Origin of the sequence: Stenotrophomonas mori (assembly GCF_023556335.1) — a bacterium.
In the GTDB taxonomy this organism is placed as follows: domain Bacteria; phylum Pseudomonadota; class Gammaproteobacteria; order Xanthomonadales; family Xanthomonadaceae; genus Stenotrophomonas; species Stenotrophomonas mori.
Genome location: NZ_JAIKTS010000004.1, coordinates 296,460 through 319,568 on the forward strand (window position 1 = coordinate 296,460; position 23,109 = coordinate 319,568).

A 23,109-nucleotide genomic window follows, 5' to 3' on the forward strand; every position below is an offset into this window, starting at 1 on the left:
GGTAGGAAGGGATGGGCGGCGCGGCCGGGCCGCGTCACGCCTGGCGCGGCGGGATCTTCAGCACCTGCCCGGGCTGGATGCGGTCGGGATCGTCGAGCACATCGCGGTTAGCCTCGAAGATCCGCTTCCAGGCGTTGCCGTCGCCCAGCAGCTGCTGGGCGATACGGGACAGGCTGTCACCCTTCTGCACCGTGTACTGCTGGCCGCCGGCGGTCGCCGCGGTCGAGTCCACGCTTGCCGACACGTCCGAGAAATCCGCCTTCGCAGCGGTGCCGGCGGTGCTGTCGACCTGGGACGTCACGTCCGAGAAATCGGCTTTCTTGTCGTTGCTCATGGGTCGTTCCTCCTCGCCTGTGGGCAACGATTGCACCGTCGGCGTTAAGGAACCATCGCGCCGGCGTAAAGCCGGCGTGTACCGCAGCGGCCGTTCAGCGGCTCACTGCCGCGGATCGCGCAGCGGCCGGTGCGCGGCCGCCCAGTCGGCGGTGGCCCGGCGCGGATTGATGTCCAGCCCTCCGCGCCGGGTATAGCGGGCCTCCACGTCCAGCGACAGGCAGCCGCAGTGCTGCACCAGGTCCAGGAAGATCCGCTCCACGCACTGCTCGTGGAACTCGGCGTGGTCGCGGAAGCTGGCCAGGTAGCGCAGCACTCCCGCCCGGTCGATGCGCGGCCCCCGGTAGCGGATGCTCACGCTGGCCCAGTCCGGCTGCCCGGTCACCGGGCAGTTCGACTTGAGCAGGGCCGAGGTCAGCGTCTCGGTGACCGTGGCCCCTGCGTCGGCCTGCAGGAAGCCCGGCCGCGGCGGGCCGTAGTGGTCGATGTCCAGCGCGAGGCCGTCCAGCGACTCGCCGCCGGCGTCGGCCACCGGCGGCAGTCCGGCGGCGAGCCTCACCGTGGCGCCGGCGCAGCCGGATAGGTCCACGGCGACGCGTTCCAGCACCGCCTCCAGGCTCTCCAAGCGGGTGGCGTTGAGCGAGTTCAGATAGAGCTTGAGCGACTTGGATTCGACCAGGTTGGGCGAATCGGCCGGCACCCACAGCGTCGCGGTGGCCACCTGCGGCTTGCCGCGCGGATCCAGCCACGCCAGTTCGTACAGGTGCCAGCGGTCGTGGCCGGAGAAGGGCAATGCGCCCGTGAGGCCCAGTGCTTCGCGGGCGCCCGTCCGCGGAATCGGGAACAGCAGCTCCGGAGCGTAGTGGGCCGGATAGGCGACCTCGCGGCCGAGACTGGAATCGTATGGCGTGTTCATGCGGCGATTGTAGAAGCTGTTAGCGTGGCCGGGTCCCGAGCAGGAGCCGCCGCCATGATCCGAGGCCTCCCGGCCGTCACCCTGCTGCTGGGCCTGGCCGCCTGCCGGGTGCCGGCGCCGCCCGCCGATGCCCCGGCCACCGTGCAGGCCCGCGCCGGCGCCCTCCAGGTCCTGCGGGTCGGGCAGGTCCTGGACGTCGCCCTGGAAGGCAACGCCGGTACCGGTTACCGATGGCAGGTGGTCGAGGACGGCCACCCCCAGCTGGCCGCACTGCCGGCCGCCGCGGCCGACGACACCGCCGCCGCGATGCCCGGCGGCGCCACCGTCCAGCACCTGCGCTTCCGCGCCGTGCAGCCCGGCCAGGCGCGGCTGCGGCTGGAATACCGGCGCCCCTGGGAACCCGCCGGGCCGGCCGCGCGCAGCGCCGAGTATGCGGTCAGCGTGCGCTGAGCGGCGCCGTGCCGGCCCCGTGCAGGTAGTCCAGCGATACCTGCAGCAACGCACGCAGGCCCACGTCGAGCGCCGTTTCGTCGAGCAGGAATTTCGGCGAATGGTTGCTCGGCGCGGTCTCCGGATCGATGCCCTCGGAGGTGGCGCCGACGAAGAAGAACATCGCCGGCACCTGCTGCGCGTACAGCGAGAAGTCCTCCGACCCCATCTGCAGCGGCGATTCGTAGACGTTGTCGCGGCCGACCGCCGCCTGCAGGCTGGGCAGCATGCGCGCGGTCAGTGCCGGGTCGTTGACCGTGGCGGGGTTGCCGTCGTTCTCGTAGATCTCGGTGGTCGCGCGGGCGCCATGCGCGGCGGCGGTGTGCTCGGCGACGCGGCGCAGGTCGGCGAAGATCTGCTCGCGCATGCCGGCATCGAAGGTGCGCAGGGTGCCGACCATCTCCACCGAGTCGGGGATGATGTTGTAGCGGATGCCGCCCTTGATCGCGCCGAAGGTCAGTACCGCCGGCTGTTTGGACAGGTTGGCGCGGCGGCTGACGATGCTCTGCGCGGTGCCGATGAGGTCGGCGGCGGCGACGATCGGGTCGATGCCGTTCCACGGGGCCGAGCCGTGGGTCTGGCGGCCGTCCACGGTGATCGCGAAGCGGTCCGAGGCGGCCATCAACGGTCCGCCGCGCACCGCGATCTTGCCGGCCTGGACGTTGGAGAACACATGCAGGCCGAACACCGCCTCCGGCTTGAAGTCCTTGAACAGTCCTTCGGCGAGCATCCGTTCGGCACCGCCCTGCTCCGGCGGCGGCGCGCCTTCCTCGGCCGGCTGGAAGATCAGCATCACTTCGCCGGGCAGGGTGTCGCGCATCGCCACCAGCGCGTCGGCCACGCCCAGCAGAGTCGCGGTATGGGCATCGTGCCCGCAGGCATGCATCACCCCGACCTGCTCGCCGCGGTATTCGGCGGTGGCGGTGGAGGCGAACGGCAGCCCGGTCTGCTCGGTCACCGGCAACGCGTCCATGTCCGCGCGCAGGGCGATCCGCGGCCCCGGCAGTGCCCCCTTGACGATCGCGACCACGCCGGTCACCGCCACCCCGGTGCGCGGCTCCAGGCCCATCGCGCGCAGGTGTGCGGCAACCTTGCCCGCGGTCCGCACCTCGCGGTTGGACAGCTCCGGGTGCCGGTGGAAGTCGCGGCGCCACTCCACCACCTGCCGCTGCAGCCGCTGCGCGGACGCGGCCACTTCCGGGCGCGGGTCCGCGGCCGCGGCGGTGGCCGGCAGCAGCGCGCAGCCCAGTACGACCGACAGCATCTTCCTACAGTTCATCCGGTTTGCTCTCTTCGGTGGCGGTCAGGTGAATGTAGGGCAAACGGCGGCCGGCGACGACCGTCAACCGATCCGGCTCCCGGCCGTTCAACCTCACTACGGGCCCGCCTGCGTGGCCCATCGGTCATGGACGGGCCCGGCGATCCCGGCGTTATGCTCTGGACCTTCCCGTCCCCTTCCGCCCCCGGTTCCTCAGGAGTTTCCGCATGTCGCGTTTCTGGAAGATCGTGCTGCTCACCGTCACGGTCCTGCTTGTCGTCGGAATCGGCTACCGGGCCCTGGGGGGCGGCAAGCAGGCGGGCGGATCCGCGGCCATCGGGCGCGCCGCGGGCCAGGACAGGGAGCCGGTGCCGGTCACCGTGGTCGCCGCCGAACGCAGGAACGTACCCGTCTACGTGACCGCCCAGGGCACGGTGACCGCCTACAGCACCGTCACCGTGAGCCCGCAGGTGGGCGGCGAACTGCTGAGCGTGAACTTCCGCGAGGGCCAGGCGGTGAAGAAGGGCGAGCTGCTGGCGCAGATCGACCCGCGCACCTTCCAGGCCCAGTACGACCAGGCCGCCGCCAGCAAGCGCCAGAACCAGGCCCTGCTGGCCACCGCGCAGTCCAACTTCGAGCGGTCCAACTCGCCGGAGTACCGCCAGTTCGTGGCCCAGACCGACCTGACCACGCTGCGCAACCAGGTCGCGCAGTACCAGGCCGCGGTGGCCGCCTCGCAGGCGTCCATGGACCAGGCCCGGGTACAGCTGGACTACACCCGCATCCGCTCGCCGATCGACGGCGTCACCGGCATCCGCGCGGTCGACCCGGGCAACGTGGTCGGCGCCGGCACGCCCATCGTCACCGTCACCCAGCTGCATCCCATCCATGTGCTCTTCAACCTCCCCGAGCAGCAGCTCGAGGCGGTGCGCACCGCGCAGCAGGACGGTCCGCTGCGGACCGCCACGCTCGACCGCGAAGGCGGCGAGGCGGTCAACGAGGACGGCCGCCTGCAGGTGGTGGACAACCAGATCAGCAGCAACAGCGGCACGTTCCGCCTGCGCGCGGAGTTCCCCAACCCCGATGGCGCGCTGTGGCCGGGGCAGTTCGTCAACGTGCGCATGCAGCTGTCCGAACTGCCCGACGCGGTGGTGGTGCCGGCCGAGGCCGTGCAGCGCAGCAGCACCGGCGATTTCGTGTACCTGGTCGCCGCCGACGACACCGTCACCCTGCGCGAGGTGGTGCAGGGCGGCCAGGTCGACGACAGCCACGTGGTGATCGGCCATGGCCTGCAGCCCGGCGACAAGGTGGTCACCGAAGGCCAGTTCCGGCTCAAGGAGGGCAGCGCGGTGACCCCGCTGGCGCCGGGACAGGCGCCCCCGGAACCGGCCGCCGCCCCGGCGGACGGCCCGCAGCGCCCCGGCGCGCGCTAGCGCCCGGCCGGCCCCCCGCACCACGCACCGCCACGCCCCTTTCGCACGCAGCAGGACTCGCCCGTGGGTTTCTCGACCATCTTCATCCGCCGCCCGATCGCCACCTCGCTGCTGATGATCGGCCTGATGCTGCTGGGCATCCTCGGCTACCAGCGCCTGCCGGTGGCGGCGCTGCCGGAGATCCAGGCGCCCAGCCTGGTGGTGACCACGCAGTACCCCGGCGCCAGCGCGCAGACCATGGCCGCGCTGGTGACCACGCCGCTGGAGCGGCAGCTGGGCCAGATCTCCGGCCTGGACATGATGACGTCCGACTCCTCGGCCGGGCTGTCCAGCATCGTGCTGCAGTTCTCGATGGAGCGCGACATCGATACCGCCGCGCAGGACGTGCAGGCCGCGATCCGCCAGGCCACCCTGCCCGGCTCGCTGCCCTACCAGCCGGTCTACAACCGGGTGAACCCGGCCGACGCACCGATCCTGACCCTGAAGCTGGCGTCCGCCACGCGCCCGCTGCGCGAGGTCAACGACCTGGCCGACTCGGTGCTCGCCCAGCGCCTGTCGCAGATCGACGGCGTCGGCCTGGTCTCGATCGCCGGCAACGTGCGCCCGGCGGTGCGCATCCAGGCCAACCCGGCGCAGCTGTCGAACATGGGCATGACCCTGGAGGACCTGCGCAGCGCGCTCACCCAGGCCAACGTCAACGCCCCCAAGGGGTCGCTCAACGGCCGGACCCAGAGCTACACGCTGTCAACCAACGACCAGCTCGGCAATGCCGCCGACTACAACGATGTCGTGGTCCGTTACCAGAACGGCGCGCCGGTGCGGCTGCGCGATGTCGCCCGCGTGGTCGACGGGGTGGAGAACGACCAGATCGCCGCCTGGGCCGACGGCAGCCCCGCGGTACTGCTGGAGGTGCGGCGCCAGCCCGGCGCCAACATCGTCAAGACGGTGGAGAACATCCGCCAGATCCTGCCCGGGCTGCGCAACATGCTGCCGGCGGACGTGGCGCTGGACGTGTTCGCCGACCGCACCGTGACCATCCGCGCCTCGGTGCATGACGTGCAGTTCACGCTCATCCTCACCATCTGCCTGGTGGTGGCGGTGATCTTCGTGTTCCTGCGCCGGCTGTGGGCCACGGTGATCCCCTCGGTGGCGGTGCCGCTGTCGCTGCTCGGCACCTTCGGGGTGATGGCCTTCGCCGGCATGTCGCTGGACAACCTGTCGCTGATGGCGCTGACCGTGGCCACCGGCTTCGTGGTCGACGATGCGATCGTGATGATCGAGAACATCGTCCGCTACATCGAGCAGGGCAAGGACGGCCAGGACGCGGCGGAGACTGGCGCCCGCGAGATCGGCTTCACCGTGCTGTCGCTGACGGTGTCGCTGGTGGCGGTGTTCCTGCCGCTGATCCTGATGCCGGGGGTCACCGGGCGGCTGTTCCACGAGTTCGCCTGGGTGCTGACGATCGCGGTGTCGATCTCGATGCTGATCTCGCTGACGCTCACTCCGATGATGTGCGCCTACCTGCTCCGGCCCGACGCCCTGCCCGAGGGCGACGACGCCCACGAGCGCGCCGCGGCCGAAGGCAAGGTCACCGCGTGGTCGCGGCTGGTGGGCGCCTACGAGCGCAGCCTGGACTGGGTGCTGCGCCACCAGCCGCTGACCCTGGGCATCGCGCTGGCCTCGGTGGCGCTGACCGTGCTGCTGTACCTGGTCATCCCCAAGGGCCTGCTGCCCGACCAGGACACCGGGATGATCACCGGCGTGGTCATCGCCGACCAGAACGTCGCCTTCGAGCAGATGCAGCAGCGCACCCAGGCGGTGGCCGCGGCGCTGCACCAGGACCCGGCGGTCACCGGCGTGGCCGCCTACATCGGCGCCGGCACCATGAACCCCACGCTCAACCAGGGCCAGCTGAGCATCGTCCTCAAGGACCGCGACGAGCGCGGGGGGCTGGAGCAGATCCTGCCGCGGCTGCAGGCCGCCGCCGCGCACATCCCCGGCGTCGCCCTGTACCTCAAGCCGGTGCAGGACGTAACCCTGGACACGCGCGTGGCCGCCACCGCCTACCAGTTCTCGCTGTCGGACATGGACAGCGCCGAGCTGGTGGCCCAGGCCGGACGCGTCACCGACGCACTGCGGCGGCTGCCGGAGCTGGCCGACGTCGACAACAACCTCGCCGACCATGGCCGCGCCCTGCATGTGGAGGTGGACCGCGACAAGGCCGCGCGCTACGGCGTGCCCATGCAGACCATCGACGACACCCTGTACGACGCCTACGGGCAACGCCAGATCTCCACCATCTTCACCCAGCTCAACCAGTACCGGGTGGTGCTGGAGGTGGCGCCGGAGTTCCGCACCGCCAACGCGCTGATGAACCAGCTGGCGATCGGCAGCAACGGCGGCGGCGCCCTGACCGGCAGCAACGCCACCATGCTGGGCCAGGTCAGCTCGAGCAACTCCTCCACCGCCACCGGCATCGGCAACAGCAACACCGGCATCGCCCTGGGCGGCGGCGGCAGCATCCCGCTGTCGGCGATCGCCACCGCCACGCCGGGCACCGCGCCGCTGATCGTCAGCCACCAGCAGCAGCTGCCGTCGGCCACGGTGTCCTTCAACCTGGCACCGGGCTATTCGCTGTCCGAAGGCGTGGCCGCGATCGAGAAGGCCGTGGCCGAGCTGCGGCTGCCGGCGCAGATGCAGGCGCAGTTCGTCGGCACCGCCGCCGAGTTCTCCAGCAGCCAGACCGACGTGGTGCTGTTGCTGCTGGCGGCCATCGCGGTGATCTACATCGTGCTGGGCGTGCTCTACGAGAGCTGGATCCACCCGCTGACCATCATCTCCACGCTGCCGCCGGCCGGCGTCGGCGCGCTGCTGGCGCTGTACCTGTGCGGCATGAGCCTGTCGGTGGACGGCATCGTCGGCATCGTGCTGCTGATCGGCATCGTCAAGAAGAACGCGATCATGATGATCGACTTCGCGCTGGACGCGCAGCGGGCCGGGGCCAAGGCCTTCGACGCCATCCATCGCGCCTGCCTGCTGCGCTTCCGGCCGATCCTGATGACCACCGCGGCGGCCATGCTCGGCGCGCTGCCGCTGGCCCTGGGCAGCGGCATCGGCTCGGAGCTGCGGCGCCCGCTGGGCGTGGCCATCGTCGGCGGCCTGCTGCTGTCGCAGCTGGTCACGCTGTACACCACGCCGGTGATCTACCTGTATTTCGAGCGGCTGTCCGCCTGGGCCGCACGGCGCCGCGCGCAGCGGGCCAGCGCCCGCCCGCAGGCCGCCCTGCAGGCTCCGGAATGAACCTCTCCGCGCCCTTCATCAAGCGGCCGATCGGCATCACCCTGCTGGCCATCGGGTTGTTCTTCGCCGGGCTGCTCTGCTACCTGCGGCTGGGCGTGGCGGCCCTGCCGAACCTGACCATCCCGGTGATCTTCGTGCAGGCCGCCAACATCGGCGCCGACGCCGACACCATGGCCGCCACCGTGACCGCGCCGCTGGAGCGGCACCTGGGCCAGGTCCCGGGCATCGACACCATGCGCTCCAGCAGCAGCGACGGCCGCAGCATGGTGTTCTTGATGTTCAACAGCGGCCGCGACATCGACGCCGCGGCCCAGGACGTGCAGGCCGCGATCAACGCGGCGATGGCCGACCTGCCGGCCGGCATCGGCACCCCCACCTACGAGAAGGCCAACCCCAACGACGACCCGGTGATCGCGCTGGCGCTGACCTCGGACACGCAGTCGGTGGCCGAGCTCTACAACCTGGCCGACTCGCTGCTGGCGCAGCGCCTGCGGCAGCTGCCCGGGGTATCGCAGGTGGACATCGCCGGCGCTTCCACCCCGGCGGTGCGGGTGGACCTCAACCTGCGCGCGATGAACGCGCTGGGGCTGAGCCCGGACGACCTGCGCAACGCGATGCGCGCGGCCAACGTGGCCTCGCCGCTGGGCTTCCTCGGCGACGGCAGCAGCCAGACCGCCATCGTCCTCAACGACCAGGTGCGCAAGGCCGCCGATTTCGCCAACGTCGCCATCGCCACGCACGACGGCGCGGTGGTCCGCCTGAAGGACGTGGGCAGCGTCTACGACGGCCAGCAGGACGCCTACCAGGCGGCCTGGTTCAATGGCCGCCGCGGCGTGCTGATGTACGTGTACCTGCGCAGCGGCGCCAACCTGGTGGCTACCGTGGACCGGGTCAAGGCCGCCATCCCGGCGCTGTCCGGCTACCTGGACGGCGGCACCGAGCTCACGCCCTACTTCGACCGCACCCCGACCACCCGCGCCTCGCTGGCCGAAGTGCAGATCACGCTGATGATCAGCCTGGCCATGGTGGTGCTGACCATGGCCCTGTTCCTGCGCCGGCTCGCGCCGACCCTGATCGCGGCGGTGACCGTGCCGCTGTCGCTGGCCGGCGCCGCGCTGGTGATGTCGTGGCTGGGCTTCACCCTCAACAACCTGACCCTGCTGGCCCTGGTGGTCGCCATCGGCTTCGTCGTCGACGACGCCATCGTGGTGATCGAGAACATCATGCGCCACCTCGATGCCGGGGTCGCGCGGCGCGAGGCGGCACTGGCCGGCGCGCGCGAGATCGGCTTCACCATCGTCTCGATCACCGCCTCGCTGGTCGCCGTGTTCCTGCCGATCCTGTTCGCCCAGGGAATGATCGGCGCGTTCTTCCGCGAGTTCACCCTGACCCTGGTGGCGGCGATCATCGTCTCCGCCCTGGTGTCGCTGACCCTGACCCCGGCGCTGTGCGCCCGCTTCCTGCAGCCGCACTCGGCACCGGTGCGGCCTTCGCGCATCGGCCCGCTGCTGGACCGCGCGCACGCCGGCATGCTGCGCGTGTACACCGTGGCGCTGGACTTCTCGCTGCGCCACTGCCTGCTGCTGGCACTGACCCCGCTGCTGCTGATCGTGGCCACCTACGTGCTGGCCGGCAGCGTGCGCCAGGGCTCGTTCCCAGAGCAGGACACCGGCCTGGTCTGGGGCCGCGCCAACTCCAGCGCCACGGTGTCGTTCCAGGAGATGAGCGCGCGCCAGCGGCGCCTGGCCGACATGTTCCTGGCCGACCCGGCGGTGAAGATGGTCGGGTCGCGGCTGGGCTCCAGCCGGCAGGGCAGCAGCGTGCAGTTCAACATCGAGCTGAAGACCCGCGAGGAAGGCCGGAGCGAGCCGACCAACGCCGCGGTCGCCCGCCTGAGCGCCAAGGCCGCGCGCTTTCCCGACCTGGAGGTGCGCCTGCGCGCGATCCAGGACCTGCCGTCGGATGGCGGCGGCGGTTCCCAGGGCGCGCAGAACCGGGTGACCCTGCAGGGCAACGACGGCGCACAGCTGGCGCAGTGGCTGCCACGGCTGGTGGAGGTCCTGCGGCAGAACCCGAAGCTGCGCGACGTCGGCTCGGATGTTGACAAGGGCGGGCTGATGCAGAAGATCGTGATCGACCGCGACAAGGCCTCGCGCCTGGGCGTGAGCATCGGCGCCATCGACGGCGCGCTGTACGGCGCCTTCGGCCAGCGCCAGATCTCCACCATCTACGCCGACCTCAACCAGTACGGCGTGGTGGTCAACGCCCTGCCCGGGCAGACCGCCAGCCCGGCCGCCATCGAGGACCTGCATGTGCGCTCACAGAGCGGACAGATGATTCCGCTCACCGCGTTCGCCCATCAGGAGCCCGGGTTGGCACCCTCGCAGGTGACCCACCAGAACCAGTACACGGTGATGGACCTGAGCTACAACCTGGCCCCTGGCGTCAGCAGCGGCGAGGGCGACGCCATCGTCAAGGCCGCCATCGCCGGCCTGCGCATGCCCGGCGACATCCGCCAGGCCGAGCGCGGCGGCTGGCGGCGCGGCACCGACCCCGGCGCGATGCTGGTCCTGGTCCTGGCGGCCATCGCCACGGTCTACATCGTGCTGGGCATGCTCTACGAGAACCTGGTGCACCCGGTGACCATCCTCTCCACCCTGCCCGCGGCGGGCATGGGCGCACTGCTGGCGCTGTGGGCCACCGGCACCGACCTGTCGGTGATCTCGATGATCGCGCTGGTACTGCTGATCGGCATCGTCAAGAAGAACGCGATCATGATGATCGACTTCGCCCTGGTGGCACAGCGCGAGCACGGCAAGTCGCCGCTGGAAGCGGTGCGCGAGGCCAGCATCGTGCGTTTCCGCCCGATCATGATGACCTCGATGGTCGCAATCCTGGCGGCGCTGCCGCTGGCCATCGGCCTGGGCGACGGCTCCGAACTGCGACGCCCGCTGGGCATCGCGATGATCGGCGGCCTGCTGATCTCGCAGAGCCTGACCCTGCTGAGCACCCCGGCGCTGTACGTGGTCTTCTCATGCCTGCAGCAGCATTGGCGCGGCTGGCGGGCGCGGCGCCGCGAGCGCAAGCGGCAGCGGCAGATCGCGCAGGCCTGATCGTCCCCTGCAGGGCGCAACGCCCTACTGGAACGTAGCCGGGAACGCCTCTGCCGGAGCGTTGCCCGGCACTACGCAAGTCGTCGTCGCGGCACGTTGCCGTTGCCGTTGCCGTTGCCGTTGCCGTTGCCGTTGCCGTTGCCGTTGCCGTTGCCGTTGCCGTTGCCCGTGATTGTGCCGTTGCTCCTCGCTTTCGACTTCCGGGCTCCCTTCGCAGCGACGGAGCCGGCGGGAAAAACCCGAAGGGCGACGTGCATGGATCCACGTCGTTTTTCGACACGACAGGGATCTCGTGTCGAAAAATCCCGGCAACGGGGTGGACCCGACGCGCATAGCACGTTGGGCGCGAAGGCAGGGCGTGCTTTCTTTTGGCTACCTTTTCTTTGCACGAGCAAAGAGGAGCCTTTTCAACAGCCGAATGGCGGGTCACGCACAGCCGGGACGTGAGCCGATGCGGCTGCGCCGCACCGGTCCCCTGCGCTTCTCGCGGGCCGGGGGACGGCGCACCCCTCGCTTCGCCCAAATACCTGCGCCTCTTCGTCCCCGCCCCACGGCGGTGCTCGGCTCGCTTTACGGCCGGGAGGTCGAAAGCCGCGGCAACAACCGAAGCGGCAGCCAAGACCAAGACAGCGGCCAGCGGGGCAAGCCCCGCTGGCTGCGAGGTGGCGGAGTCGCGTAGGTGCCGGGCTTGCCCGGCACAGGCCCGCCGTGGATCAGGCCGCCAACTGCGCCAGCGACTGCGCCTGCAGGCGCTCGTAGATTGCGAACTCGTCGGCCACCGGTGCGCCCAGCGCCTGCTCGAACGCGTCGCGGTTGGCGCGGGCGGCATAGGCGCGCTGCTCCTCCCCGCCGAGGTTGGACTGGAAGATGCCCGCCGCGCTGACCGGCAGGAAGTCCTCGTAGATGATCGGCTCGGCATGGGCCAGGCCGCGTTCGATCAGCACCTCGGCCGGCAGCGCACGCTCGGCCGCCGGCGCGGCGCGGCCGGCGTCGGTCAGGGCATAGCGGTAATAGCCCAGGCCCTCGCGGCGCAGGGTGGCATGGTCGTCGGGGAACCCGGCGAACGCGGCCTGCAGGCGCTGCGGGTAGTCGCCGCCGGTGCTGCCGGCGCCGCCGCTCTCGCGGGCCTGGGCCAGCAACGTGTCGTACAGCGCCCGGCCCTTGGGCGTCAGTGCCAGGCCGCGCTGTTCGATCTCGCCGAAACGGGCGGTATGGGTGCCGGCGGCATTGTCCGCGCCCGACGGGAAGTGCACGAGCTCCTCCAGCGCCTTGAAGCTGGTCTGGCGCAGCAGGATCGGGCAGGCGCGGCGCGGCGGACCCTCGATCACCGCCTTGGCGGCCAGGCCGCGCGCGTGCATCGCGTCCTGCGCGGCGTCGATGTCCAGCGTGCGCGGGGTCAGGTGGTTGATGTGCGGGCCGCGGAAGCTGACCACGTCGGCCACCAACCGGTGCGCGGCATGCAGCGCGTGGTAGGTCTCCAGCGACACGGTGGCGGCGTTGTGCCAGCGGAAGGTCTCCAGCGCCTCGACCACGAAGCGCCAGGCATCGTCCTCGCCCAGGCCGCCGTCGCGCTCGCACTGCTCGATCAGCTGCAGCGCGCCGGGGGTGAAGATCCGGCGGCGCGCCAGGATGTCGGCGGCCTGCGCGCGCAGCGCCGCGTCCTCGATCAGCTCCAGCCGCAGCAGGGAGGTGAACACCCGGAACGGGTTGCGGTTCAACGACTCGCCATCGACCGGCCGGAACGCGGTGGAATGCACCGGCACCCCGGCCACGGACAGGTCGTAGTAGCCCACCGGCTGCATGCCCATCACCGCGAACAGCCGCCGCAGGGTGGCCAGCTCCTCGGCGGTGCCGGCGCGGATCGCGCCATGCCGCTCCACGTCCAGGCGCTCGCGCTCGCCGCTGCGCGCCATCTGCGCGGCCAGCGCCGGCTCCGCGGCGAGGACGTCGTCGTTGACCGCACCGACCAGCTCCATCAGGGTGCCGTACAGCGGCACTTCGGTGCGGTACATGTGCGACATCGCCTGCGAGAACAGGCTGCGGATATGGTCGGGGGAAGCGAAACGTTCGGCGGTCATGTCGGGGCGCGCGGCGCAGCAGTGGGGGAAACGCCCATTTTCGCCCGGATGCAGGGGCCGGGTCATCCATTGCATCGGTTACTTCCGGCCGCAGGCCGGAAGTGCGCCGGCGGGCGCTCAGTCGCGTTCGCGGGCGGCGGCATCGCGCTGGGCGCGGTCGCCCAGCTGCCGCTGCAGCAGCGCGTCCAGACGCAGCGGCCGGTCCCAGTGGTCGTAGCTGGCCACCAGCGCCTGGCGCACCGCACGCCAGTGCAGGTTGTCCGGCGCGACCGCCAGCTGCTCCACCACCTGGCGCCACCCGTCGCCGGGGTGCCGGCTGCGCGCCTGCACCGGCTCGCGGCAGCTGGCGCCGATGGCCTGGCCCCAGAAACAGGCGAACCAGACGTCCCCGGGCAGCCAGCCGTGCCGCTGCATCAGCGCCTCCACATAGCCGCGCCGGGCACCGCCATAGCGCACCACCTCGTCGACGAAGGCCTCGGGATAGCGCTCGGCATACAGGTTGACGTCGGCCAGCTGGCGGTCGAGCCAGGCATCCCCGGTGCCGGCGACATAGCCGAACGCGGCCCCTTCCTCCTCGTCCGCCGCAACCGCCGGCAACGCGGAGCATGCCAGCAGGGCGGACAGCAGCGCGGCGCGGACGGCCCTGCGCGGCAGCGGCACGGGCAGCCTCACCGCGCCGGCCCGTCCTCGATCGCGGCCACCGCGCCCGGCCATTGCCGCGCCGTATCCGCCAGCCGCAGCCGCGGCTCGTCCTCGGACACGCCGTGCTCGGCCTCGTGCGCCCAGGTCACCGCGTAGGGCGTGTGCACGCCCCAGCCGCCGAGTGCCAGCACCGGCTCGATGTCCGAGCGCAGCGAGTTGCCGACCATCACGAAGCGCTCGGCCGGCAGTGCGAACTCGGCCAGCACCCGGGCGTAGGTCGCCGGGTCCTTCTCGGAGACGATCTCGATCCGCGGGAACAGGTCGCGCAGGCCGGAGCGGTCGATCTTCTGTTCCTGGTGGAACAGGTCGCCCTTGGTGATCAGCACCACCGGCCAGCGCTCGGCGATGGCCGCCACCGCATCGCGCACGCCATCGATCACCTCGACCGGATGCTGCAGGGTGCGGCGCCCGATCTCAACGATCTGCCGCAGGTGCGCGGCGGAGATGCGCTCGCCGGTCAATTCGATGGCGGCCTCGATCATCGACAGGGTCATGCCCTTGGCGCCGTAGCCGAACACCTCCAGGTTGCGGCGCTCGACCGCCAGCAGGTGGCGCGCGGTGCCGGCATCGTGCAGGTCGATGTAGTGGCCGAGGACGGCTTCGAAGTCCTGTTCGGCCTGGCGGTAATAGTCTTCGCTCTTCCAGAGCGTGTCGTCGCCGTCGAAGCCGACCAGGCCGATGGACGGCGCTACCGGGACGGGAGGGGAAGCACGGTGGGTCATGCGCGGAGCATAGCAACCGCCCGGTGCCGGCGTAACCGCCGCGGCCGGCGCCTGCCGGGCGTCGCCGGAAAGAGGAAAGCGGCCCTGCGGCCGCTTTCCTCCCTCGTCCATCGGTGGGTGTGCCGCCGCGGCCTACTTCTGCTGCGAGGCGGTGTAGGCCCGGTATTCCTCGGGGGTCAACTGGCCGTCCTTGTCGGTGTCGGCGGCATCGAAGATCTGCGCCAGGCCCGGGTGCGCCTGGGCTTCGGCACGGCTGATCTTGCCGTCGCCATCGGTGTCCAGGCTGTCCCAGGACTGGTCGTTGCCGCTGGCCGCGGCCTGCGCCGGCTGCGCGGCCGGCGCCTGTTCCTGCGCCTGGGGAGTCGGTTGCGCCTGCATCTCCTGCTGGGCCATCGCCGGCATGGCCAGCACGGCGCCGGCGGCGGCAACGAGGGCGATCAGCGGGTTGCGGTTGCGAACGGTCATCAGGTGTCCTCCTGCGGTTTGGGGGAAGCGCGGTGAATCCGCACGGCCCCACCCTCGCAAGCCCGGCCTGAATCGCCCGCCCCCCGCGACCGCCATGCAGACACCGGTTTAACCACTCCGCCGCGGCAAGCCGCTACCCCCTCGGTTAGTGCGGCGTGAGTCGCAGGTAAAACCGTCATTCGATCGTTCCACCCATGGCCGCAACGCGCCGATCATGACCGCTCAGCCGGCCGCGTTGTCCCTTTCCGCCGCGTTTCTGTAACTGAACGCGCGCCATCCCAGGCCCACGCCGACCAGCGCGCCGGTGATCTCCAGCAGCACCCGCGTGCCGAGCTGGTCGGGATCGTGGATGCCGGCCAGCGCCAGGCGCGCGTACAGCGGCGACTCCAGCCGCACCATGCCCAGATAGAACAGGTTCCATGCATCCACGCCGGCACCGAGGGCGATCGCCGCCAGGCTGGCCCAGCCGAGCGCATGCCCCTGCGACAACCCGGCGCGGCGGCAGACCGGCCACCACAGCGCGAACAGCACGAAGCCCAGGCCCAGCGCGATCGCCGCCGCCTCCAGCGAGCCCAACAAGCCAAAGTGCAGTTCCAGGTTCATCGGTTTCGGTCGTGGCAACGGACGGGAGCCGCAGTGTAGCCGGCAACGCCGGCGCCCTCCGGGACGCGGCGGTGGAGGGCCTGCGGCGGGAGGACCCCGCGCGGGCCACAGCGGGGCGCTGCCCCGCTCTACCGGGGAGTGGACTGATGGCGGCTGGGCCCGGGAAACCCGGCTTCCATGGAAGCCCCCCCTCGGTAGCGCCGGACCCTGCCCGGCGGGGCGTTCATGCGCAGGCCACAGCGGGGCGCTGCCCCGCTCTACCGGGGAGTGGACTGATGGCGGCTGGGCCCGGGAAACCCGGCTTCCATGGAAGCCCCCCCTCTGTAGCGCCGGGCCCTGCCCGGCGGGGCGTTCATGCGCAGGCCACAGCGGGGCGCTGCCCCGCTCTACCGGGGAGTGGACCGATGGCGGATGGGCCCGGAAAACCCGGCTTCCATGGAAGTCCCCGCTCTGTAGCGCCGGGCCTTGCCCGGCGGGCGTTCATGCGCAGGCCACAGCGGAGCGCTGCCCCGCTCTACCGGGGAGTGGACCGATGGCGGGTGGGCCCGGGAAACCCGGCTTCCATGGAAAGCCCCCCGCTCTGTAGCGCCGGGCCTTGCCCGGCGGGGCGTTCGCGGGCGGGTTGCGGCGGGGCGCTGCCCGCGCCGCAGGGCAAGCTGCCGCGGTCCGCGCTCAGCGCACGGGAAAGTCGTAGGCGGTGCCGGGGGTCGGCTCGGGCTGGAAGGTGTAGTGCCACCACTCCATCGGGTAATTGGCGAAGCCTTCGGCTTCCATGGCATCCAGCAGCTGTCGCCGGCTGTCGCGCTGCGCGGCGCTGATGTCGGGGTTGTCGGTGTGCGCCAGCGGGTCGAAACGGTCGAAGCCGGTGCCCATGTCCACTTCTTCGCAGGTGCCGCTGCGGCAGTCGAGCAGGCCCAGGTCCACGGTCGCGCCCCGGCTGTGGCCGGAGTGCTCGGCGATGTAGCCGTCCAGCAGCCGGTCCTTGTCCACGTTCGGGTAATAGCGTGCCTTGGCCTGCTGGTCGGCCGGATCATGCGCCCAGACGACGAACGACTGCACCGCGCGCACCGGGCGGTAGCAGTCGTACAGGCGCAGCGCGTGGCCCTGCGCCTGCAGGCTGCGCTGCACGCGCGCCAGCGCCTGGGCCACCGGCGCCAGCAGATAGCAGCGCGGCGCGTCGTAGCCGGGCACCGGCCGGCCGGTGAAGTTGTCGCTGCCGGCATAGCGCATGTCCAGCGAGAACCCGGGCGCCAGCGTGGCCACGTCGAGCATGCCGGCCTCGGCCGGAGTGGTGGCGGGCGACACGGCAGGAGCGGCGGCCGCGGTCGCGGCGCACGCGGACAACAACGACAGCCCCAGGCAGCGGGGAATGGACATGGCGGTACCTCGTGAGGGGTGCCGCTCCATCATCGATGCGCGTCCGCGCGCGCGCAAGCCGGCGCCGGAATTCACTGCTGTGCGCGCAGGTAGGCGTTCAAGCCCTGTGCGCGCAGCTGCCGGGCGGCCGCGTCCCAGTCCAGCGGCGCGTCGCCGCGCAGGCGCTCGAGCAGCGCCACGATCGCGAGCTCCACCTCCGGCAGCGGCGTCGCGCCGGCCAACCGCGGGCGCTGTGCGATCGCCTCGTACAGCGCGGCATTGGCCTCGGCGTAGGTCAGCGCAGCGACCGCGCCGTGGCGCGCGCGCCAGCCCGGGGCGTCCAGCGTGGCGTTGACATGCGACTGGATCAGGTAGGTGGCGCGCCCGATCAGCTTCAGGTTGCCCGGCTGCACCGCGGTCATGGTGTTGCCGACGGTGCGGCCGAGCCGCGCCATCACCGCGCTGGAGTGCGCGTTGAGCAGCATCTTCAACGCCAGGGTACGGTCCAGGCCGAGCGGATCGTTCCGCCGCGGCAGGTCCAGGGCGATGCCCGATGCGGCACCGTCCAGTGTCTCCGATGCGTCGCCGGACGCCGCACCCTGGCCCACGGTGACGGTGAGCCGGCCGGCGCCGGCATTGCCGACGGCCTGCCACCATTGCCGTGCAAGCGCCGCCACCGGCTCGTCGGCGTAGCGCAGCAGTACGCCCAGGTCGCCCGGCTGCGGCGCCAGGCGCGCGCGGTTGCCCGGCGACCAGGACAGGTCGTACAGCGCCTGCTGCTCGGCGCCGGCACGCTCCAGGCTGTGCAGCGCGGTGTCGCGCAGCGCCGGATCGTCCACGTTCTGCGCGAACTGCGGGCCGTACCGCGTGGCATTCAGCCCGTGGAATGGACGGTGCAGCAGTGCGTCCCAGGCCGCCTGCGGCGTCGCCACCGGCGCCCATACGCGGATCCACGAGGCCGGCGGCCGGGTGTCGGTGCGGTCCAGCGGCGCCAGCCGGAAGGTCGGCGCGCGCTCGGTGACGTCCACGAACACCGGCATCAGGGTGTCGCCGGCCAGGTAGGTGGCATGGCGGCCGTCGGCATAGGCCTGCGCTTCGCGCACGGTCCACTGCGCCAACTGCGGCGCGCTGGCGGCCACGCTGCGCTGCAGTGCGGCGAAGCCGCGCAGGCGGCTTTCGATGCTGTCGCGCGGGTCCAGCCCCAGGCGTTGCGCGTCGGCTGCCGGCAACTGCGGCAGCAGCAGCGCGCGCAGCGCGTCTTCCAGCACCAGGCCCAGCACGTACAGGCTGGTGGTGGTGGCCTGCATGCGGGTGGAGCCGGTGATCGCCTGCGGCCCGGTCGGCAACGCGACCTTGCGGATGCGCGCGTCGTCGAGCACCTGGCGGCTGCGCTCGAAGGGGCGCAGCACGTCGTCCGGGTTGTTGTAGACGAACCAGACACGGTCGCTGCCTTCGCCGCGTTGCCCCGCGGCGGCCAGCGCGGTGCCGATCACCGCCGAGGTCTCGCCGCCTTCGGTCACCGCGAACACCACGTCGTCGGCGCCGATGCCGTCGTCGCGCATCTGCAGTGCGCCGATCAGCTGCAGGTCCTCGAAGCCCTCCAGCGAACTGATCAGCGCGCGGTCGCCGCCGGTGATCTGCCCGCGTACGCGGTCGCCCAGGTCCGCCGGCAGGCGGCCGGCGAGGTGCGGCCAGGCCGGGTCGGCCTGCATGCGCTTCCAGAAGGGACGCCAGAGGCCGCTCTCCAGGGTCTCGGCAAGGCGGCCGGTGGACCCGGTGCCGTAGAAATAGAGGCGGTGGCCCTCGCGCAGCGCGCGCTGCACCGCCGCCGAGGCCGCATGCAGGTCGGCGCTGCGCTGCGGGTCGTCGGCCAGCGCGGCCAAGGCGCGGGCCACGTCCTCGTCCACCGCGAACAGCTGCGCCAGCGCCTGTGCCGGATCGTCCGCCGCCACCTCGCTCAGGTTCCAGGTCCGGGGATGGCGCTGTTCGGTCAGCAGCGCATGCAGCTGGAACTGGGTGCGTTGCTGCACGAATTCGGCCGAGGCCGGCGACGGCGGCAGGCCCAGGCGGCCACCGTCGGCCGCGGCCGTGGCACCGATCGCCATGCCCAGGAAGGTGCTCATCGCCAGACACCCGTTGCGGTAGGAAAATGCCATGCGCCCGCCTGCCACGGCCGCGCCCTCAGCCGTCGCCGGCCAGCGCGTGCAGGATGCGCAGGTCCTCGGCGTCCAGCTCGGTACCGTCCTGTCCACGGAAATGGTTGCGGAAGGCGCGGACGGTGGCGGCGCGGTCCTCCAGCGGATAGCCGATCACGCGCAGCGCCGACCAGGGGTCGAAGCCGGACGGCGCCGGCGGCGCATCGGCGGCCGGCCAGCGGCCGAACCCGGCCTCGGCCAGGCGCTTCCACGGGAACAGCGGGCCCGGATCGGGCTTGCGGATGGGCGCCAGGTCCTGGTGCCCGATGATCTGGCTGCGCGGGATGCGCAGGCGCGTGCACAGGTCCTCCAGCAGCACCAGCAGGCTCTGCACCTGGGCGTCCGGGAACGGCGAGCGGCCGTCGTTGTCCAGCTCGATGCCGATGGAGGCCGAGTTGAGATCGGTCAGGCCGCGCCAGCTGCCGGCACCGGCATGCCAGGCCCGGCGCGCATCGCTGACCAGCTGGTAGCGCTCGCCGTTGCTGCCGATCAGGTAGTGCGCACTGACCGGCCCGCCGCTGTTGCGGCCGCGCAGGGTGTCCAGGCTCTGCTGGACCGACTGCTGCTGCGTGAAGTGGATGACGATCAGGTTAGGGCGCCGTTCGTCCTGGTTCGGCGACGGCACCCAGGTCGCCAGCGGGTTGCGTGGCGGCGCGTGTCCGCAGGCCGCGAGCAGGGCCAGCAGGGTGGCGGGAAGCAACAGTCGGGAGAACGGGTTCATCAGGGCCTCGCTTGCGGACGCTGCGTGCGCGATGCCGGGCAGGACCGCCGCCTGCCGCGGCCGGAAGGGGGGCGACACCGCCGCCGGTTTCCCGGCGGCGGCGCCCGGGCCTCGACGTCAGGCCCGTGGACGCGTCACTGGAAAGTGTATTCCAGCAGCACGTTGAAGGAACGCCCGCGCGGATCGGCCACGCGCGCTTCCCAGCCGGCGCCATCGCCATCGTCCAGGTAGCGGACGGTGAACGGCGGGTCGGTGTTGAGCAGGTTGCGGATGCCGAAGGTCGCCTTCAGGTTGTCCATGCCGCGCCAGGTCACGCTGTAGTTGTAGGTGACATAGGCATCGACCTTGGGCTCCCAGTGCTCCGGGGTATAGCCGTTGACGACGCCGCCCGGACGCCAGTCCTTGTAGCCGCCGCGGTAGACCTGGGTGAGGGTGTGCGCCCAGTCGCCCTTGGCCCAGCCCAGGCCCAGCGTGTGCTTCCACTTGATCGGCAGGTTGAAGTAGCGCTCGTACTCGCCGACCAGGTTGCTGCTGTAGGGCACGCTGTCGAAGCTCTTGGTCTTGAAGGTGTCCAGGTAGTTGCCGTTGAGGTGGACGTTCCAGTTGCCCCCGGCCAGTTCGCCGCGGACGTTGGCGTCCAGCTCGATGCCGCGGGTCAGGGTGCCGCCGGTGTTGATGTAGCGGTTGTCGATCGCGGTGATGTTGCCGTTGGCGTCGCGGATGAAGTTCTCCGCGTACAGCGGGTAGTTGGCGGTCATGTCCGTCAGCTTGAAACCGCTGCGGATCGTGTTGGTGCGCTCGATCTCCCACCAGTCCACGCTGACGTTGAAGTTGCCGTTCGGCGCCAGCACGAAGCCCAGGCTGCGCTGCTCGGCTTCCTCCGGCTTCAGGTGCACGTTGCCGCCGGAGATGATGTCCGGGCGGATCTGCGCACTGCACGCCGGCACGTCCGGGTTGTACTGCCCGTTCGGGCAGACCGCCGGATCGGCCAGGTCCAGGCCGGTGTACAGCGTCTCGGTGACGCCGCGGAACAGCTTGGCGAAGTCGGGCACCTTGAAGCCGGTGCTGTAGGAGCCGCGGAACACCAGCCAGTCGATCGGCTGCCACTTGAACGAGTACTTCGGATTGGTGGTGCCGCCGAAGCCGTCGTAGCGGTCATGGCGCACCGCCAGGTTGACCTCCAGGCTGTCCACCACCGGCAGGTTGAACTCGGCGAACACCGCCTTCACGTTGCGGGTCTTCTTCGGCATGTAGTTGGCCGAGTCGCCCGGCGGGCCGTAGACGTAGGCATCGCCGTCCGCCCATTCCTGAGGGCCGGTGAACTCGTACTCCTCGCGACGCAGGTCAACGCCGGCCGCGGCCTGCACGTCCTCCTCGCCCCACAGCTTGAAGCCCAGGCTGCCGCTGAAGCTGGCATCGAAGGTGGTGGTGGCGGTGGTGCCGCTGTACAGCTGCAGGCCGCTGGCATCGGCCGCGGCGAGCGCGTCGTAGGCCGCCTGCGACTGGCTCTGGCCGGGCATCAGGAACGGGTTGAGCACGCCGTTCTTCAGGGCCGCCTTCAGCTGCGGGGTGTAGTAGTAGCCGCCGGCGGTACGCGATTCCGCATCGCTCTGCGCGCGCGACAGGCCCAGGTTGTAGTCCCAGCTGCCGACGCTGCCGTTCAGGCCGAACAGCAGGCGGTAGGCCTTGGTGCTGGTCTCGATCTGGCGGGTGCCGCAGATCTCGCAGCGCCAGCGGTAGGCGATCGGGCTGCCGTAGTTCAGGCCGGCCTGGTTGCCGAAGTAGCCCAGCAGCTGGTCGTAGATCGCGTCGTAGGTCGCCTGGGTGTTGGCGTTGAGCTCGTACGCATCGAGCGCGCTGTCGCTGGGGTTGGTGCGGGTGGTGATCTGCAGCGCTTCGAACTGGCGCTTGGAGGTGACCTTGGAGCCCATGAACTCGGCGAAGAACTCATGGTTGTCGCCGATCTTGAAAGTCGCCCGGCCGATGCCCTGCACACTTTCCACCGGCTGCTGGATGGTGCGCGCGCGGCCATAGTCCCAGGCGCAGGCGAAGCTGGCGCCGGGGCTGGCCCAGATCTTGTCGTCGTACGGCCCCATCATGTCGCCGCCGCTCTCGCAGCCGGGGCCGCCGGGCAGGTCCAGGGTGTTGATCGAGGTCTTGGTCAGGCCGGTGACCGGATCGATCAGGCCGGTGCCGATGAGGTTGTCGTCGCTGTTGGAAGCGGCGCTGCCAGTGACCAGGGTGGCGAACGGGGTGCCGCGCGAATCCGGCGACAGGCCGCGGCTGGGCTGGAAGCTGTTGGCGAAATCGCGCTGGTTGCCGCGCAGGATCTTGTTCTTCTTGACGTTGACCGCGGCCCACACGTTCCAGCGGTCGTCGTCCAGGTCGCCCCAGCCGCCCAGCACGCTGGCGTGGTAGATGTTGCCGCCGCCTTCCTGGGTGACGTCGGCGCCGCCGGTCAGGGTGATGCCCTGGTAGTTGTCACGGGTGATGAAGTTGATCACGCCGCCGATGGCGTCGGTGCCGTAGACCGCCGACGCGCCGTCGCGCAGCACTTCCACGCGCTCGATCGCGGCGAACGGGATGGAGTTCAGGTCCACGACCTGGCCGGCCAGGCCGTGCGCGGCCACCCGGCGGCCGTTGAGCAGCACCAGGGTCGCGTCGGCACCCTGGCCGCGTAAGTTGGCGCCGGAGACGCCGTTGTTGCCGCGGGTGCCCGGGGGGGCGATGCCACTGTTGGCGGCCAGGCTGTCCGGGCCGCTGCTGGCGATGTTCAGCTGCTGCAGCAGCTGTTCGGCCGAGGTGATGCCCTGCGCCTCGATCTCGGCCTTCTGGATGATGGTGACCGGCAGCGCGGCCTCGATGTCGGTGCGCTGGATGCGCGAGCCGGTGACCGAGACGCGGTCCAGGGTGCGGGCGTCGGATGCGCCCGCGTCGGTGGTCTGCGCGAAGGCGGCGGCCGGGGTGCCGAGCGCCAGCAGCAGCGCCGCGCTCAGGTGGTGGCGTCGTGGGGGACGTGACAGGACGGACATGCGTTATCTCTCTCCAAAGGGGGGGTACTGCAGCTGCTACCGGATCGATGGGGATCGGCCCGCCCCGCCGGCATCGCGCGGGCGGGAACATCAGGCCGGAAGGTCCGCTCTGGATCCGTCCTACGGGGCGGCACCGGGCCGCCAAGGCATTGCATGGATACGCGCCACCTCCCCGGGGCCGCACCTCGCCTTCCATGGATCACTGTGCCGGGACGCTTCCCTGACTGCCGGCCCGCCACAGGACGGCTCTGCGACGGCCTGTCCCGACCCAGGCGCACCGCCCTTCCCTCCGGCCGGATCGGCAGGCGGGACGGTCGTGCGACCCGGTGCGTGAAGGCTCACGCACCGCGTTCAACCTGGATTCACATCTGTTTAACATGTCGCCGATCAGAC

Annotated in this window: 17 protein-coding genes; 4 read left to right on the plus strand and 13 right to left on the minus strand. The window is 71.1% G+C overall.

The genetic code is table 11. From position 1 onward, the window contains the following. Positions 1-34: 34 nt before the first annotated feature. Both K5L01_RS12655 and queF read right to left on the minus strand, forming a co-directional pair. Positions 35-334 (minus strand): LysM peptidoglycan-binding domain-containing protein, encoded by a 300-nt coding sequence (locus K5L01_RS12655; RefSeq protein ID WP_250064870.1) that lies wholly within the window; start codon positions 332-334, stop codon positions 35-37. A gap of 102 nt (positions 335-436) precedes the next feature. Then, on the minus strand, positions 437-1,249 hold the full coding sequence (queF, locus tag K5L01_RS12660) for an NADPH-dependent 7-cyano-7-deazaguanine reductase QueF (RefSeq protein WP_250064872.1): 813 nt from the start codon (positions 1,247-1,249) through the stop codon (positions 437-439). Positions 1,250-1,303: 54 nt separating this feature from the next. Between queF and K5L01_RS12665 the strand changes: the two genes are divergently transcribed. Next, the gene (locus K5L01_RS12665) at positions 1,304-1,699 is read left to right on the plus strand and encodes a protease inhibitor I42 family protein (RefSeq protein WP_250064874.1); all 396 of its coding nucleotides are present in this window, start codon (positions 1,304-1,306) and stop codon (positions 1,697-1,699) included. On the opposite strand, the gene K5L01_RS12670 is transcribed toward K5L01_RS12665, so the two are convergent. Continuing rightward, a complete protein-coding gene (locus tag K5L01_RS12670) occupies positions 1,686-3,002 on the minus strand; it encodes a M20 family metallopeptidase (protein WP_250064991.1) in 1,317 nt (438 codons plus the stop codon). The two genes, K5L01_RS12665 and K5L01_RS12670, sit on opposite strands and share 14 nt — an antisense overlap. A gap of 221 nt (positions 3,003-3,223) precedes the next feature. On the opposite strand from K5L01_RS12670, the gene K5L01_RS12675 reads away from it, so the two are divergent. The 3 genes from K5L01_RS12675 to K5L01_RS12685 all read left to right on the plus strand — a co-directional run bounded on the left by K5L01_RS12675 (position 3,224) and on the right by K5L01_RS12685 (position 10,842). Then, entirely contained in the window at positions 3,224-4,429 is a 1,206-nt protein-coding gene (locus K5L01_RS12675; protein ID WP_250064875.1) for an efflux RND transporter periplasmic adaptor subunit, read from the plus strand. A gap of 63 nt (positions 4,430-4,492) precedes the next feature. Next, positions 4,493-7,729, plus strand: a complete 3,237-nt coding sequence (locus K5L01_RS12680) for an efflux RND transporter permease subunit (protein ID WP_250064876.1) — start codon at positions 4,493-4,495, stop codon at positions 7,727-7,729. Next, positions 7,726-10,842: an efflux RND transporter permease subunit gene (locus K5L01_RS12685; protein ID WP_250064877.1), complete on the plus strand. Its 3,117-nt coding sequence runs from the start codon at positions 7,726-7,728 to the stop codon at positions 10,840-10,842. Before K5L01_RS12680 ends, K5L01_RS12685 begins: the two co-directional genes overlap by 4 nt. A 71-nt stretch (positions 10,843-10,913) precedes the next feature. Here K5L01_RS12685 and K5L01_RS12690 read toward each other — a convergent pair whose 3' ends face one another. The 10 genes from K5L01_RS12690 to K5L01_RS12735 form a co-directional block, all read right to left on the minus strand. Beyond that, positions 10,914-11,099: a hypothetical protein gene (locus K5L01_RS12690; RefSeq protein WP_250064878.1), complete on the minus strand. Its 186-nt coding sequence runs from the start codon at positions 11,097-11,099 to the stop codon at positions 10,914-10,916. Between the two features lie 456 nt (positions 11,100-11,555). Further along, positions 11,556-12,920 carry a 2-oxoadipate dioxygenase/decarboxylase HglS gene (hglS, locus tag K5L01_RS12695; RefSeq protein WP_250064879.1) on the minus strand — a complete coding sequence of 455 codons (1,365 nt, stop codon included), beginning with the start codon at positions 12,918-12,920 and terminating at the stop codon, positions 11,556-11,558. Positions 12,921-13,037: 117 nt separating this feature from the next. Beyond that, positions 13,038-13,592, minus strand: a complete 555-nt coding sequence (locus tag K5L01_RS12700) for a hypothetical protein (RefSeq protein ID WP_250064881.1) — start codon at positions 13,590-13,592, stop codon at positions 13,038-13,040. Next, positions 13,589-14,344, minus strand: a complete 756-nt coding sequence (locus tag K5L01_RS12705; protein ID WP_250064883.1) for an HAD family hydrolase — start codon at positions 14,342-14,344, stop codon at positions 13,589-13,591. The genes K5L01_RS12700 and K5L01_RS12705 overlap by 4 nt, the downstream gene beginning before the upstream one ends. A gap of 132 nt (positions 14,345-14,476) precedes the next feature. Next, positions 14,477-14,809, minus strand: coding sequence for an EF-hand domain-containing protein (locus tag K5L01_RS12710; RefSeq protein ID WP_250064885.1), 333 nt, complete (start codon positions 14,807-14,809; stop codon positions 14,477-14,479). Between the two features lie 222 nt (positions 14,810-15,031). After that, positions 15,032-15,412 (minus strand): hypothetical protein, encoded by a 381-nt coding sequence (locus K5L01_RS12715; protein ID WP_250064887.1) that lies wholly within the window; start codon positions 15,410-15,412, stop codon positions 15,032-15,034. A 672-nt stretch (positions 15,413-16,084) separates the two neighbouring features. Then, on the minus strand, positions 16,085-16,789 hold the full coding sequence (locus tag K5L01_RS12720) for a M15 family metallopeptidase (RefSeq protein ID WP_250064888.1): 705 nt from the start codon (positions 16,787-16,789) through the stop codon (positions 16,085-16,087). A 71-nt stretch (positions 16,790-16,860) separates the two neighbouring features. Beyond that, positions 16,861-18,924 carry a hypothetical protein gene (locus K5L01_RS12725; RefSeq protein ID WP_250064890.1) on the minus strand — a complete coding sequence of 688 codons (2,064 nt, stop codon included), beginning with the start codon at positions 18,922-18,924 and terminating at the stop codon, positions 16,861-16,863. 25 nt (positions 18,925-18,949) lie between these two features. After that, complete coding sequence (locus K5L01_RS12730) at positions 18,950-19,684, minus strand: N-acetylmuramoyl-L-alanine amidase (protein ID WP_250064892.1); 735 nt, start codon at positions 19,682-19,684, stop codon at positions 18,950-18,952. 134 nt (positions 19,685-19,818) lie between these two features. Beyond that, positions 19,819-22,716, minus strand: a complete 2,898-nt coding sequence (locus K5L01_RS12735) for a TonB-dependent receptor plug domain-containing protein (RefSeq protein WP_250064894.1) — start codon at positions 22,714-22,716, stop codon at positions 19,819-19,821. Positions 22,717-23,109: the final 393 nt, after the last annotated feature.